We start from the raw sequence: 13,123 nt of genomic DNA, 5'->3' as shown, positions 1-13,123 counted from the left end.
CTCAGCCCGCGCTCTCCAGGGCCAGTAGCAGGCGCTTGCGGTCCAGGCCGCCCGCGTAGCCGGTGAGCGAGCCGTCGGCCCCGATCACGCGGTGGCAGGGGCGCAGCACGAGCAGCGGGTTGGCGCCGACCGCGCCGCCGACCGCGCGGACGGCGGCGCGCGAGGCACCGACGCGGGCGGCCAGCTCGCCGTAGCTGGTGGTGGCGCCGTACGGGACCGAGTCCAGGGCTGCCCACACCCGTTGCCGGAATTCCGTGCCCTGGGGGGCGAGTGCGAGCGTGAAGTCCTTGCTCTCGCCCGCGAAGTAGGCCGTGAGCTGCCGTTCGGCCTCGGCGAAGGCGGCGGGTTCGCGGTGCCAGTCCGGCTGCGCGAGGACACCGTTCTTCTGGCCGGGTACGGACAGCGAGACGAGGGCGGTGCCGCCTGGTGCGTCGGCGGCGGGGCGGCCGGTGAGGAGCAGCCGTCCGAGCGGGCTGTCGATTTCGGTGTAGAGCATCGTCAGGCGTCCTTCGGTTCACGGGGCGGCGTGTGGTTCCACAGGTGGTGCAGGGCGTAGGAACGCCAGGGGCGCCAGGCGTCGCAGGCGTCGGCGGGCGCACCGAGGGCGGTGAGCCCGTGCCGGGCGCCGGCGTCGCCCGGCAGGAAGACGTCGGGGTCGCCGAGGGCCCGCATCCGGATGTAGCCGGCGGTCCAGGGGCCGATGCCGGGCAGGTCGAGCAGGGCGCGCTCGGTGGCGTCCCGGTCGACGCCGGGGTCGAGCCGCACGCGGTCGTCCGCGAGCGCGGTGGCGACGGTCCGCAGGGCGCGTCGCCGGGAGTCCGGCATGCCGAGCTCCTCGAGGGTGGCGTCGGCCAGGGTGGCGGGCTCGGGGAAGACGTGGGTGAGCCCGCCGTCCGGTGCGGCGAGCGGCTTGCCGTAGGCGGCGACCAGGGTGCCGGCGAGCCGTGCGGCGGCCGCCACGGTGACCTGCTGGCCCAGTACGGCCCGTACCGCCAGCTCCTCCCCGTCCGCCGCCCCCGGGGACCGCAGCCCGGGGCGGGCGGCGACGAGGGGGGCCAGGTGGGGGTCGGCGCCGAGCCGCTCGTCGACGGCGTACGGGTCGGCGTCGAGGTCGAAAAGCCGCCGGACGCGCTGGACGGCGGTGGACAGGTCCCGGGGGTCGGTGAGGTGGAGCCGGCAGTCGAGCCAGTGGCCGCGGCGCGGCCCGGCGGGGCGCGGTTCGCGGACCTCGGCGACGCCGGTGCCGTACGGCAGGCGCAGGGTGCGGCGGTAGGTGCGGGCGCCGGGCTCGCCGAGGGTCTCCTCGATGCCGGGGACGGCGCGTCGCTGGAGGAAGTCGAAGATCTCCCGGGCGGCGTACGGGCCGCGGTGGGCGAGCCGCAGGGGGATGCCGGCGGCGGCGCGGCCACGCGTGCCGGGCGCCTGGGCGCGCAGGGCGCTCGGCGTACGGGCGTAGATCTCGCGCATGGTGTCGTTGAACTGCCGCACGCTGGCGAAGCCGGACGCGAACGCGAGTTCGGTGACCGGCAGGTCGGTGGTCTGGAGCAGGACCCGTGCGGTGTGGGCCCGCTGGGCCCGTGCGAGGGCGACGGGGCCGGCGCCCAGCTCGTCGGTGAGCTGGCGGTGCACCTGCCGGGAGCTGTACCCGAGCCGGTCGGCGAGCCCGGCGACCCCTTCGCGGTCGACGACGCCGTCCCCGATCAGCCGCATCGCCCGCCCGACGAGGTCGGCCCGTACGTTCCACTCGGCCGACCCGGGCGCGGCGTCCGGCCGACAGCGCCGGCAGGCCCGGAACCCGGCCCGCTGGGCAGCGGCCGCCGACGGGTGGAAGCGCACGTTCGCCCGCTTCGGGGTCACCGCCGGGCAGCTCGGGCGGCAGTAGATGCCGGTGGTCACCACGGCGAAGAAGAACACTCCGTCGAAGCGGGCATCGCGGCTGCTCACTGCCTCGTACCTGGTCTCTTCGTCCATCACACCTTCCAGTCTGCGGCATGGGACAACACCGGACTGGCGGAAATCGGACGCCACGTTTGGGACCCTCACAGCGGCCCACCGGCCGGGGACCGGCCGCAGACCCGGGCACCGCCCGCAGACCCGGCCGCAGGCCCGGGGACCGGCCGCAGGCCCGGCGCCTCGGGGGCGCGCCCCCTTCGGGGGGCGCCCGCGTCGGCGCCGGGCACCGCTGCCGGCCTCGCCCAGCGGCTAGCGCCCCCGCTTGCGGTCCGCCATTTCGCGGCCCAGCGTCTGCTTCTTCTTCCAGTCGCGGCGGATCTCCGCGCGCAGGCGGGCGTCCGTGCGGGCCGCGATGCGCTGGTTCTCGCGCAGGAGCTTGCGGTAGCTGTCCAGTCGGCGCTGGCGCAGCTCTCCCGTGGTGAGGGCTTGAAGGACCGCGCAGCCCGGCTCCGACTCGTGGCCGCAGTCGTGGAAGCGGCAGCGGGCCGCCAGGGACTCGATCTCGGAGAAGGTCTGCGCGACGCCGCCCTCGGCGTCCCAGAGGCCGACGCCCCGCAGGCCCGGGGTGTCGATCAGGACGCCGCCGCCGGGCAGCGCCAGCAGATTGCGGGTCGTCGTGGTGTGACGGCCCTTGCCGTCCCGGTCGCGGGCGGCCTGGACGGTCTGGACGTCCTCGCCGAGGAGCGCGTTGGCGAGGGTGGACTTGCCGGCGCCGGACTGGCCGAGGAGCACGGACGTCGTCCCGGCCAGCGTGGCGGCGAGGATGTCGACGCCCTCGCCGGTGGTCGCGCTGACCGCCAGGACCGGCACGCCCGGCGCCGACGCCTCCGTGTCGGCGAGGAGATGGGCGAGCACGTCCGGCCCGGCCGTCTCCGTGACCAGGTCCGCCTTGGTGAGGACGACGACGGGCGCGGCGCCGCTCTCCCAGGCCAGGGCGAGGAACCGCTCGATCCGCCCGAGGTCCAGCTCGACGGCGAGGGAGACCGCGATGACGGCGTGGTCGACGTTGGCCGCGAGGATCTGGCCCTCGGACCGCTGGGAGGAGGTGGAGCGCACGAAGGCCGTGCGGCGCGGCAGCAGGGCGCGGACGAACCCCTGGGCGAGGTCGACGGCCGCCCAGTCGCCGGTGCACATGATGCGCAGGGGGTCGCCCGTGGTGACGAGGGCGGTGTCGGCGTGGACGGTCCGCACACCGTCGCCGTCGGGGACGACGAGGTCACAGCGGCCGCGGTCGACCCGGATGATCCGCCCGGGCGTGAGGCCCTCGGCGGCGTACGGGGTGAAGCTGTCAGCGAACCCGTCGTCCCAGCCGTAGCCGGTGAGAGGGTGTGACGGAGCGAGCTCGAACAAGGAAGTGATCCTTCAGGAAAGAGGTGGGGTGAACCGACTTCTGAGTGCGGGCAACGCCCGTCGCAATGACAGTCATCACGGTCCTCACCTCCTGGTTTCCTGTGTCTCGCCGCGTGGTGCGCGCGGTCTGTGGCGAGAGTAGGCGCACGCCTGACCGCCACGCCAACGATTTTTCTAACCGCGTCCGTCCGGCTTCGCGTGTCGTCCGTGCTTCGCGTGCTTCGGCTGGTGTTCGGGCTTGAGGTGCTGCAGCCGGGCGCGGACGTCCTCGGGGGGCAGGAACTGCGCCCAACGCTCGGGGAACTCCGACGGCGGCTCCCGGTCCTGGCCCATCACCCCGTCCTCCTCGTCGACGTCGTCGGGGGCGTACGCCCGGGCGGCACGTTCGGCCGCCGCCCGCGCCGCCGCGGCCTCGCGCACCCGGTCCACCTCGGCACGCGCCGCGGCGGTGGCGACGGACGGCCACACCCGGTCTATGGCGGCGTTCACGGCGGCGCCCACGAGGACCGCGAAGGCCGAGACGCCGATCCACAGCAGCACGGCGACGGGCGCGGCGAGCGAGCCGTAGATGGTGGGGCCCTCGACGGTGTGGGTGAGGTAGATGCGCAGCAGGAAGCTGCCCAGCACCCACATGGCGAGGGCGACGAGCGCCCCGGGGATGTCCTCCTGCCAGGGCGAACGGACCGGTACGGACACGTGGTACAGCGTCGTCAGGAAGACGACGGAGAGCAGCGTGACGACGGGCCAGTACAGCGCCCGTACGAGGTCCGCGCTCCACGGCACGATGTCCAGCACGGCGTCCGGCCCGACGACCATCAGCGGGAGGACCACCGCCCCGATGAGGAGGGCGACGATATAGAGGAGGAAGGCGAGCAGCCGGGTCTTGACGATGCCGCGCTTGCCCTCCAGCCCGTACATGATCGTGATGGTGTCCACGAAGACGTTCACGGCTCGCGAGCCGGACCACAGGGCGATGGCGAAGCCGACCGAGATGATGTCCGGGCGGCCGCGTTTGGTGACGTCCTGCAGGAGCGGCCGCGCGATCTCGTTCACGCCCTTGTCCGACAGGACGGTCGCGGAGGCGTTGAGGATGTTGTTCTGGATGCTCTCGATGGTCTTGGTGCCGGTCCAGGCGTCCAGGTAGCCGAGCAGGCCGAGGAGACCGAGGAGCAGGGGCGGCAGCGAGAGCAGCGTGAAGAAGGCCGCCTCGGCGGCGAGCCCGGTGACGCGGTACTCCACGCAGGAGTTGACCGTGTCCTTCAGGAGAAGCCACGCCATCCTGCGTTTGGAGACATTTCGGTACAGGACGCGAGCCCTGTGGAGTCGGCCGACCGACCGCCCCGGTGGTTCATTTGCTGCCTGCACGCCCTTACCGTATCCGCCGAATGGCCCTTGGCCTGCACGGTGGCCGAATGGGTGGCGCGGGAGGGCAGGGGTGGGGCGGGCGACGGCCGCGACGGCGGCGGGAGTCGAGGCGGAGGGTGATGCTGCGCCGACTCGGCACCACCCTCCGACCGCTCCCTGTCACCTTGCGCCCGCACAGGTGCCACCCGCAACGGTTGCAGTGCGTTGCAATCTTGCCGATGCCCCGACGCGACGGGCCTCGCGGCGGCACCATTGCAGCGTGAACCGCAGACCATTCGAGGCGGGCCTGCTGCCCGCCGTCCGGGAGGCGTGGCTCGCTGATCCGTCGCTCGCCGGTACGGAGCCCTCCCGGCAGGCCGGAGCCGTGCTTCCGCGTCAGGTGATCGGGCAGTCCTGGCATCGCGCGCGGCGCCACGGCATCGACCCGGACGTGGGCCGGGCCGCACCGGCCCTGTCGGCCGAGGAGGTGGAGCACCGGCGGCACACCTCCGGGCTGGGCGGGCTGCTGCCGCAGCTGCGCGAGGGGCTGGGCGAGGTGGCCGACACCGTGCAGCATCTGATGGCCGTCGCGGACGCCGACGGCCGGGTGCTGTGGCGGGAGGGCAGCCACGGGGTGATCAGGAACGCCACCCGGCTGGGTTTCGACGTGGGGGCCTCCTGGACGGAGGACCTGGTCGGCACGAACGGCCTCGGCACCGCGCTGGTGGAGCGCCGCCCGGTGCAGGTGCACTCCGCCGAGCACTTCGTCCGGACCCATCACGCCTGGACCTGCGCGGCGGCCCCGCTGCACGACCCTCGGGACGGGCGGCTGGTGGGCGTGTTGAACGTCAGCGGGCCCGCGGGCGCGTTCAATCCGGCCTCGCTGGCCCTCGTCACGGCGGTGGCCAAGGTGGCCGAGGCGGAGCTGCGCGCCCGGCACTGGGAGTCCGTCGACCGGCTGCGCTCGGTCGCCACGCCCATGCTGGCCCGGATCGGCGGCCGGGCGCTGGCGGTCGACCGGGACGGCTGGACGGCGGCGGTGACCGGCATGGGCCCGGTGGGCCGGGTGGTGCTGCCCAAGTCGGTGGCGCCGGGACGGGTGTGGCTGCCGACCCTCGGGCTGTGCCGGCTCGAACCCCTGCCGGACGGCTGGCTGGTGCGCGTCGAGGAGCCCGACGCGGGGGCGGGCCGGGACGGCACGCCGGGCCGGGTGGTGCTGGACCTGCGCCGGCCCCGGAGCTGGACGGTGACGGTCTCCGGCGAGTCGGGGCAGTGGTCGCAGGAGCTGAGCCCGCGGCACGCCGAGCTGCTGTACGTACTGGCCCGCCACCCCGCCGGGCGCACGGCCGCGGAGCTGGCGTCGGATCTCTTCGGCGACGCCACCCGCACGGTGACGGTACGGGCGGAGATGTCCCGGATGCGGCGCACGCTGGCGGGGGTGCTCAGCCACCGCCCGTACCGCTTCGCGGACGGCATCGACGTCCGGCTGCTGGCGCCGCTGCACGCGGAGGACCTGCTGCCGGCATCCCGGGCCCCGGTCGTGCTGGCCGCCCGCCACGGCCTGCCGGCGCGCTGACCGCCCCCGCCCGGGGCCCCCGGCGAGGTCCGCCCGAACGCGTGGTTGGCTGGTTGACATGAGCAACAGCGTGATTTCTGTGACGACCTGGTCCATGGAACTGACGTCTCCGGACGACCTCGCGCCGGTTTCCGAGCCGGATGTGCCGGACGGCCTGCGGATCGAGCGGGCCGAGGTGCCCTCGCCCGAGCTGAGCCGTTTCCTCTACACGGCGGTGGGCGGGAGCATCAGCTGGACCGACCGGCTGCCGTGGCCGTACGAGCGGTGGCTGGCCTATCTGGAGCGGCCGGGTGTGGAGACCTGGGTGGCGTACGACCGGGGGACGCCCGCGGGTTACATGGAGCTGGACCCCCAGGGCGAGGGCACCGTCGAGATCGCCTACTTCGGGTTGCTCCCGGCCTTCCAGGGGCGTCGCCTCGGCGGGCGGCTGCTGACGTTCGGCGCCGCGCGGGCGTGGGACCTGGCCGAGCGGTGGCCGGAGCTGACGCCGACGAAGCGGGTGTGGCTGCACACCTGCGACAAGGACGGCCCGCACGCCCTCGCCAACTACGAGCGGCGTGGCTTCCGGGTCTTCGACACCAAGACCGAGGACGAGCCGGCGGCCCCGCTGCCCGGCCCGTGGCCCGGCGCGTAAGGCCTGACCGGCCGGTTCTTCGACTGCGGGCCGCGGCAGGTGCACCTCCGCTGCGCGGCGGTGTCCTCAATCGCCGGGCAGGCTGATTGCAGCCTGCCCGGCGATTGAGGACGCGCCCGCAGGGCGCCCGCCGCTGCGGGCGGCACAGACAACCATCCCGGCATCCGAGACGATACAGTCCGCATCGCGGACAACGCTTTACTGGCCGGAGACCGCCGTGCCACGCTTCCGTCATGTCTCGAGCTGGAGTTGCCTTGGTGAGTCGACGTCACGTCGACCTGGGCCGCATGTCCAGCGCCATCTGTCCGGCGGGCTGAGAGTCTCAGCACCACCGTTGTTCCCGGCGCCCTCCCGCCCCCTCGCCGTCCCCATCGTCGCGGACGAGCCACCCCGAGCCGCCCCACCCCGCACCGCCGTGCCCGCGCTCGCCGCGCATGTCGCACCACCCGTGACCGCTGTTTCGCGCATGCCCGGGTCGATCGGCGTATGCGCAGGTCATAGGGGGTGTCTCGGCATGAACAGCCCTCCTCAGAGCCGCCCCCAGAAGGACATATCGCCATGGCTGCCACCTCGGAAAGCGCCGCCGATGCCACGACCCGCCGCAAGGCCGGCCGCCACCGCGGCGAGGGCCAGTGGGCCGTCGGCCATCACACACCGCTCAACGGCAACGAGCAGTTCAAGAAGGACGACGACGGTCTCAATGTGCGGACACGTATTGAGACGATCTACTCCAAGGCCGGTTTCGACTCGATCGACCCCAACGACCTGCGCGGCCGCATGCGTTGGTGGGGCCTGTACACCCAGCGCAAGCCCGGGATCGACGGCGGCAAGACCGCGATCCTGGGGCCGGAGGAGCTTGACGACCGCTACTTCATGCTGCGGGTCCGCATCGACGGCGGCCGGCTGACCACCGGGCAGCTGCGCGTCATCGGCGAGATCTCCCAGGAGTTCGCCCGGGGCACCGCGGACCTCACCGACCGGCAGAACGTGCAGTACCACTGGATCCGGATCGAGGACGTCCCCGAGATATGGCGGCGGCTGGAGGCCGTGGGCCTGTCGACGACCGAGGCCTGCGGTGACACGCCCCGCGTGATCCTCGGCTCGCCCGTCGCCGGCATCGCCGAGGACGAGATCGTCGACGGCACGCCCGCCATCGACGAGATCCACCGCCGGTTCATCGGCAACAAGGACTTCTCCAATCTGCCGCGCAAGTTCAAGTCCGCCGTCTCCGGTTCGCCGTTGCTGGACGTGGCGCACGAGATCAACGACATCGCGTTCGTCGGCGTCGACCACCCCGAACACGGCCCCGGCTTCGATCTGTGGGTCGGCGGCGGTCTGTCCACCAACCCGAAGATCGGGGTCCGGCTCGGCGCCTGGGTGCCGCTGGACGAGGTCCCCGACGTGTACGGCGGCGTGATCGGCATCTTCCGCGACTACGGCTACCGGCGGCTGCGCAACCGCGCCCGGCTGAAGTTCCTCGTCGCCGACTGGGGCGCGGAGAAGTTCCGCCGGGTCCTGGAGGAGGAGTATCTGCGGCGCCCGCTCCTCGACGGCCCCGCGCCCGCCGCGCCCGTCGAACAGTGGCGCGACCACGTCGGCGTCCACCGTCAGAAGGACGGCGCGTTCTACGTCGGCTTCGCGCCGCGCGTGGGCCGGGTCGACGGCACCCTTCTGGTGAAGGTCGCCGCGCTGGCGGAGGCCCACGGCTCGGGTCGGCTGCGCACCACCGCCGAGCAGAAGATGATCGTGCTCGACGTTCCCGAGGAGCAGGTGGAGTCCCTGGTCGCCGGGTTGGAGGCACTGGATCTGCGGGTCAGCCCGTCGCCCTTCCGGCGCGGCACGATGGCCTGCACGGGCATCGAGTTCTGCAAGCTCGCCATCGTCGAGACCAAGGGCCGGGGCCAGAGCCTGATCGACGAACTGGAGCGCCGGCTGCCGGACTTCGACCAGCCGGTCACCATCAACATCAACGGCTGCCCGAACGCCTGCGCCCGCATCCAGGTCGCGGACATCGGTCTCAAGGGCCAGCTCGTCGTCGACGACGACGGCAACCAGGTCGAGGGCTTCCAGGTGCACCTGGGCGGCGCGCTGGGCCTCGAGGCCGGCTTCGGCCGCAAGGTCCGCGGCCTGAAGGTCACTTCGGCCGAGCTCCCGGACTACGTCGAGCGCGTCCTCACCCGGTTCTCGGAGCAGCGCGAGGACGGTGAGCGGTTCGCGACCTGGGCGGCCCGTGCCGCGCAGGAGGATCTGTCATGAGCGGGCGGGCGGCCCCCTTCTACTGCCCGTACTGCGGGGACGAGGACCTGCGCCCCTCCGAGGAGGGGCACGGCAGCTGGGAATGCGGTGCCTGCAACCGCGCGTTCCGGCTCTCGTTCCTCGGGTTGCTGGCCAAGGGCCTGCGGCACGACACCCACGAAGGGGGCATCGAATCGCCATGAACGACGTCGACTTGACTGACCGTCACGCCTCTTTGGAAGCACTGGCCGAGCGGGCCGGGCGGGAGCTGGAGGACGCCCCGGCGCTCGACATCCTGCGCTGGGCGGCCGAGACGTTCGGGCCGCGGTTCTGCGTCACCTCCTCCATGGAGGACGCGGTCGTCGCCCACCTCGCGTCCCGCGCCCTGCCCGGCGTGGACGTCGTCTTCCTGGACACCGGCTACCACTTCCCGGAGACCATCGGCACCCGCGACGCGGTCGCCGCGGTCATGGACGTCAACGTCATCACCCTCACCCCGCGCCGTTCCGTGGCCGAGCAGGACGCCGAGCACGGACCGCGGCTGCACGACCGCGACCCGGACCTGTGCTGCGCGCTGCGTAAGGTCCGGCCGCTGGAGGAAGGCCTCGTCGCGTACGACGCCTGGGCGACCGGGCTGCGCCGCGACGAGTCGCCGACCCGCGCGCGGACGCCCGTCGTCGGCTGGGACGCGCGACGGCGGAAGGTGAAGGTCTCACCGATCGCCCGCTGGACGCAGGCGGACGTGGACCGATACGTCGAGGAGCACGGTGTGCTCACCAACCCGCTGCTGACGGAGGGCTACGCCTCCATCGGCTGCGCGCCGTGCACACGCCAAGTCGAGGACGGTGAGGATGCCAGGGCCGGCAGGTGGTCCGGGCGCGGAAAAACGGAATGCGGGCTTCACGGATGACACATTCTCAGGAGATACGGATGACGGGTCCCAGCGCGCGAGCCAAAGGGCGCGCCGGTGTCGAAAGAGAGGAGGCACAGGGAGCGAGGAACGAGCGACCGAAGCCGACGAACGTCGACACCGGGCCTGAGCGCCCGGAGGCGAGCGCGCTGCATAAGAGGGGCGCCACCGTGTGGCTCACCGGGCTGCCCAGCGCGGGCAAGACGACCATCGCCTACGCGCTGGCGGGGCGGTTGCGTGACGAGGGGCACCGGGTGGAGGTGCTGGACGGGGACGAGATCCGCGAATTCCTCTCCGCCGGGCTCGGCTTCTCCCGTGCGGACCGCGACACCAACGTGCAGCGCATCGGTTTCGTCGCCCGGTTGCTGGCCGCGCACGGCGTGACCGTCCTCGTGCCCGTCATCGCGCCCTACGCGGATTCCCGCGAGGCCGTCCGCAAGCGCCACCAGGAGCACGGCACCGGCTATGTGGAGGTGCACGTGGCGACGCCGGTGGAGGTGTGCTCCGTGCGGGACGTGAAGGGCCTGTACGCCAAGCAGGCGGCGGGGGAGATCTCCGGACTGACGGGGGTGGACGACCCGTACGAGGCGCCCTTGGAGCCGGACCTGCGGATCGAGGCGCACCGGTCGGGCGTCGAGGAGTCGGTGGCGGAACTGCACGCGCTGCTGACGGAGAGGGGAATGCTGTGAGCGTGGACGAGAACCCCTACGCCCTGACGCACCTGGACGCCCTGGAGTCGGAGGCGGTGCACATCTTCCGCGAGGTGGCGGGGGAGTTCGAGCGGCCGGTGATCCTCTTCTCCGGCGGCAAGGACTCGATCGTCATGCTGCATCTGGCGCTGAAGGCGTTCGCCCCGGCGGCGGTGCCGTTCTCGCTGCTGCACGTGGACACCGGCCACAACTTCCCCGAGGTCCTCGCCTACCGCGACCGCACGGTCGCCGAGCACGGCCTGCGGCTGCACGTGGCGTCCGTGCAGGACTTCATCGACGACGGGCGGCTGCGCGAGCGCCCCGACGGCACCCGCAACCCCCTCCAGACGGTGCCCCTGCTGGACGCGATCGGCACGCACCGCTTCGACGCGGTCTTCGGCGGCGGCCGGCGCGACGAGGAGAAGGCGCGCGCGAAGGAGCGCGTGTTCTCGCTGCGCGACGAGTTCGGCGGCTGGGACCCGCGCCGGCAGCGCCCGGAGCTGTGGCAGCTGTACAACGGCCGCCACTCCCCCGGTGAGCACGTGCGGGTCTTCCCGCTGTCGAACTGGACCGAGCTGGACGTGTGGCAGTACATCGCCCGGGAGAAGATCGAGCTCCCGGCCATTTACTACGCCCACGAGCGCGAGGTGTTCGCCCGGGACGGCATGTGGCTGGCGGCGGGCGACTGGGGCGGCCCCAAGGACGGTGAGCGGGTCGTCAGACGGCTGGTGCGTTACCGCACGGTCGGTGACATGTCCTGCACCGGTGCCGTCGACTCCTCGGCGGTGACGATCACCGACGTCATCGCCGAGATCGCGGCGTCCCGGCTCACCGAGCGGGGCGCGACGAGGGCCGACGACAAGCTGTCGGAGGCCGCGATGGAGGACCGCAAGCGCGAGGGGTACTTCTAGCCATGAGCACATCGATCGACCCGGCGGCGACCTCGCTGCTGCGTTTCGCCACCGCCGGCTCGGTGGACGACGGCAAGTCCACGCTGGTGGGGCGGCTGCTGCACGACTCCAAGTCGGTGCTGGCCGACCAACTGGAGGCCGTCGAGCGGGCCTCGCTGGGCCGCGGGCAGCAGGCGCCCGACCTGGCGCTGCTGACCGACGGGCTGCGCGCGGAGCGCGAGCAGGGCATCACCATCGACGTCGCGTACCGCTATTTCGCCACCCCCCGCCGCCGGTTCGTCCTCGCCGACACCCCCGGGCACGTGCAGTACACCCGCAACATGGTCACCGGCGCCTCCACCGCCGAGCTCGCGGTGGTGCTGGTCGACGCCCGCAACGGCGTCGTCGAACAGACCCGCCGGCACGCCGCGGTCGCCGCCCTGCTGCGCGTCCCGCACGTCGTGCTGGCGGTCAACAAGATGGACCTCGTCGACTACGCGGAGCCCGTCTTCGCGGCCATCGCCGAGGAGTTCACCGCGTACGCCGCCTCGCTCGGCGTGCCGGACGTCACCGCGGTCCCGATCTCCGCGCTGGCCGGCGACAACGTGGTCACGCCGTCGGCGCACATGGACTGGTACGGCGGCCCGACCGTCCTGGAGCACCTGGAGAGCGTCCCCGTCGTCGCCGACCCCACCGGCGACCCGGCCCGCTTCCCCGTCCAGTACGTCATCCGCCCGCAGACCCCCGAACACCGCGACTACCGCGGCTACGCGGGGCAGCTCGCCTCCGGGGTGCTGCGCGTCGGCGAGGACGTCACCGTGCTGCCCTCCGGGCGGCGCAGCACCATCGCCGGCATCGACGCGCTGGGCTCGCAGGTCGACGTGGCGTGGGCGCCGCAGTCCGTGACCCTGCGCCTCACCGACGATCTGGACGTCTCCCGCGGTGACCTCATCGCCCCCGCCGCCGGGGCGCCCGCCCCCACGCGGGACGTCGAGGCGACCGTCTGCCACGTCGCCGACCGGCCGCTGCGCGTCGGGGACCGGGTGCTGCTCAAGCACACCACCCGCACGGTCAAGGCGATCGTCAAGGACATCCCCTCGCGGCTGACGCTGGGCGACCTCTCCCAGCACCCGGCGCCCGGCGAGCTGGCCGCCAACGACATCGGCCGGGTCGTGCTGCGCACCGCCGAGCCGCTGGCGCTCGACGCCTACGCCGACTCCCGCCGCACGGGTTCCTTCCTGCTCGTCGACCCCGCCGACGGTACGACGCTGACGGCGGGAATGGCGGGCGAGGCGTTCGCCGCGAAGGCGGCGGGCGGTCCCGCGGAGCCGGTGGCCGACGACGAGGGATGGGACTTCTGATCATGACCTCGACGGGCAGGGACTTCTTCTCGACCTTCGACAAGGAGGGCGGCCGGATCGGCAGCGGCGCCCTCGGCAGCGGACAGGGCGGGGTCGGGCGATGTGTGCGCTGACGCCCGTACCGCCGCTGTGCCTCCCCCACCCCCGAAGACCCCAGTCGACGCCGGGCGTGCCCTAGCCG

Annotated in this window: 14 protein-coding genes; 10 read left to right on the top strand and 4 right to left on the bottom strand. The window is 73.0% G+C overall.

Going from position 1 to position 13,123, the window contains the following annotated elements; translation table 11 throughout:
- Position 1: 1 nt before the first annotated feature.
- From FHS38_RS30040 to FHS38_RS30025, 4 genes are all read right to left on the bottom strand, one after another.
- A complete protein-coding gene (locus FHS38_RS30040) occupies positions 2-496 on the bottom strand; it encodes a methylated-DNA--[protein]-cysteine S-methyltransferase (protein ID WP_184738907.1) in 495 nt (164 codons plus the stop codon).
- Positions 497-498: 2 nt separating this feature from the next.
- Positions 499-1,971, bottom strand: a complete 1,473-nt coding sequence (locus FHS38_RS30035; protein ID WP_184738905.1) for a DNA-3-methyladenine glycosylase 2 family protein — start codon at positions 1,969-1,971, stop codon at positions 499-501.
- A 231-nt stretch (positions 1,972-2,202) separates the two neighbouring features.
- Positions 2,203-3,303, bottom strand: a complete 1,101-nt coding sequence (gene rsgA / locus FHS38_RS30030; protein ID WP_184738903.1) for a ribosome small subunit-dependent GTPase A — start codon at positions 3,301-3,303, stop codon at positions 2,203-2,205.
- Between the two features lie 174 nt (positions 3,304-3,477).
- On the bottom strand, positions 3,478-4,668 hold the full coding sequence (locus FHS38_RS30025) for a YihY/virulence factor BrkB family protein (protein ID WP_184738901.1): 1,191 nt from the start codon (positions 4,666-4,668) through the stop codon (positions 3,478-3,480).
- 259 nt (positions 4,669-4,927) lie between these two features.
- Between FHS38_RS30025 and FHS38_RS30020 the strand changes: the two genes are divergently transcribed.
- From FHS38_RS30020 to FHS38_RS29980, 10 genes are all read left to right on the top strand, one after another.
- Entirely contained in the window at positions 4,928-6,223 is a 1,296-nt protein-coding gene (locus FHS38_RS30020) for a GAF domain-containing protein (protein WP_184738900.1), read from the top strand.
- Between the two features lie 58 nt (positions 6,224-6,281).
- Positions 6,282-6,857, top strand: coding sequence for a GNAT family N-acetyltransferase (locus FHS38_RS30015; RefSeq protein WP_184738898.1), 576 nt, complete (start codon positions 6,282-6,284; stop codon positions 6,855-6,857).
- A gap of 233 nt (positions 6,858-7,090) precedes the next feature.
- Positions 7,091-7,174 (top strand): putative leader peptide, encoded by an 84-nt coding sequence (locus tag FHS38_RS36430; protein ID WP_362250088.1) that lies wholly within the window; start codon positions 7,091-7,093, stop codon positions 7,172-7,174.
- A 241-nt stretch (positions 7,175-7,415) separates the two neighbouring features.
- Positions 7,416-9,113, top strand: coding sequence for a nitrite/sulfite reductase (locus FHS38_RS30010; protein ID WP_184738897.1), 1,698 nt, complete (start codon positions 7,416-7,418; stop codon positions 9,111-9,113).
- The gene (locus tag FHS38_RS30005) at positions 9,110-9,295 is read left to right on the top strand and encodes a hypothetical protein (protein ID WP_184738896.1); all 186 of its coding nucleotides are present in this window, start codon (positions 9,110-9,112) and stop codon (positions 9,293-9,295) included. The genes FHS38_RS30010 and FHS38_RS30005 overlap by 4 nt, the downstream gene beginning before the upstream one ends.
- Complete coding sequence (locus FHS38_RS30000) at positions 9,292-10,002, top strand: phosphoadenylyl-sulfate reductase (protein ID WP_184738894.1); 711 nt, start codon at positions 9,292-9,294, stop codon at positions 10,000-10,002. Before FHS38_RS30005 ends, FHS38_RS30000 begins: the two co-directional genes overlap by 4 nt.
- A gap of 149 nt (positions 10,003-10,151) precedes the next feature.
- Complete coding sequence (cysC, locus tag FHS38_RS29995) at positions 10,152-10,691, top strand: adenylyl-sulfate kinase (RefSeq protein ID WP_229822816.1); 540 nt, start codon at positions 10,152-10,154, stop codon at positions 10,689-10,691.
- Positions 10,688-11,602 carry a sulfate adenylyltransferase subunit CysD gene (cysD, locus tag FHS38_RS29990; protein WP_184738890.1) on the top strand — a complete coding sequence of 305 codons (915 nt, stop codon included), beginning with the start codon at positions 10,688-10,690 and terminating at the stop codon, positions 11,600-11,602. Before cysC ends, cysD begins: the two co-directional genes overlap by 4 nt.
- A 2-nt stretch (positions 11,603-11,604) precedes the next feature.
- Entirely contained in the window at positions 11,605-12,942 is a 1,338-nt protein-coding gene (locus FHS38_RS29985; RefSeq protein ID WP_184738888.1) for a sulfate adenylyltransferase subunit 1, read from the top strand.
- Complete coding sequence (locus FHS38_RS29980) at positions 12,930-13,055, top strand: hypothetical protein (protein ID WP_184738886.1); 126 nt, start codon at positions 12,930-12,932, stop codon at positions 13,053-13,055. The genes FHS38_RS29985 and FHS38_RS29980 overlap by 13 nt, the downstream gene beginning before the upstream one ends.
- Positions 13,056-13,123: the final 68 nt, after the last annotated feature.

Source organism: Streptomyces netropsis (genome assembly GCF_014203545.1).
Taxonomy (GTDB): domain Bacteria; phylum Actinomycetota; class Actinomycetes; order Streptomycetales; family Streptomycetaceae; genus Streptomyces; species Streptomyces netropsis.
This window is presented reverse-complemented; position numbering and strand designations above follow the sequence as displayed.

What these genes read in the sequence shown, in the direction of transcription:
- FHS38_RS29980 (WP_184738886.1), top strand. Translation starts at nt 12,930, where the DNA reads ATGGGACTTCTGATCATGACCTCGACGGGCAGGGACTTCTTCTCGACC.
- FHS38_RS30005 (WP_184738896.1), top strand. Translation starts at nt 9,110, where the DNA reads ATGAGCGGGCGGGCGGCCCCCTTCTACTGCCCGTACTGCGGGGACGAG.
- FHS38_RS30000 (WP_184738894.1), top strand. Translation starts at nt 9,292, where the DNA reads ATGAACGACGTCGACTTGACTGACCGTCACGCCTCTTTGGAAGCACTG.
- FHS38_RS30035 (WP_184738905.1), bottom strand. Translation starts at nt 1,971, where the DNA reads ATGGACGAAGAGACCAGGTACGAGGCAGTGAGCAGCCGCGATGCCCGC.
- FHS38_RS29985 (WP_184738888.1), top strand. Translation starts at nt 11,605, where the DNA reads ATGAGCACATCGATCGACCCGGCGGCGACCTCGCTGCTGCGTTTCGCC.
- FHS38_RS36430 (WP_362250088.1), top strand. Translation starts at nt 7,091, where the DNA reads ATGTCTCGAGCTGGAGTTGCCTTGGTGAGTCGACGTCACGTCGACCTG.
- FHS38_RS30010 (WP_184738897.1), top strand. Translation starts at nt 7,416, where the DNA reads ATGGCTGCCACCTCGGAAAGCGCCGCCGATGCCACGACCCGCCGCAAG.
- FHS38_RS30040 (WP_184738907.1), bottom strand. Translation starts at nt 496, where the DNA reads ATGCTCTACACCGAAATCGACAGCCCGCTCGGACGGCTGCTCCTCACC.
- FHS38_RS30015 (WP_184738898.1), top strand. Translation starts at nt 6,282, where the DNA reads ATGAGCAACAGCGTGATTTCTGTGACGACCTGGTCCATGGAACTGACG.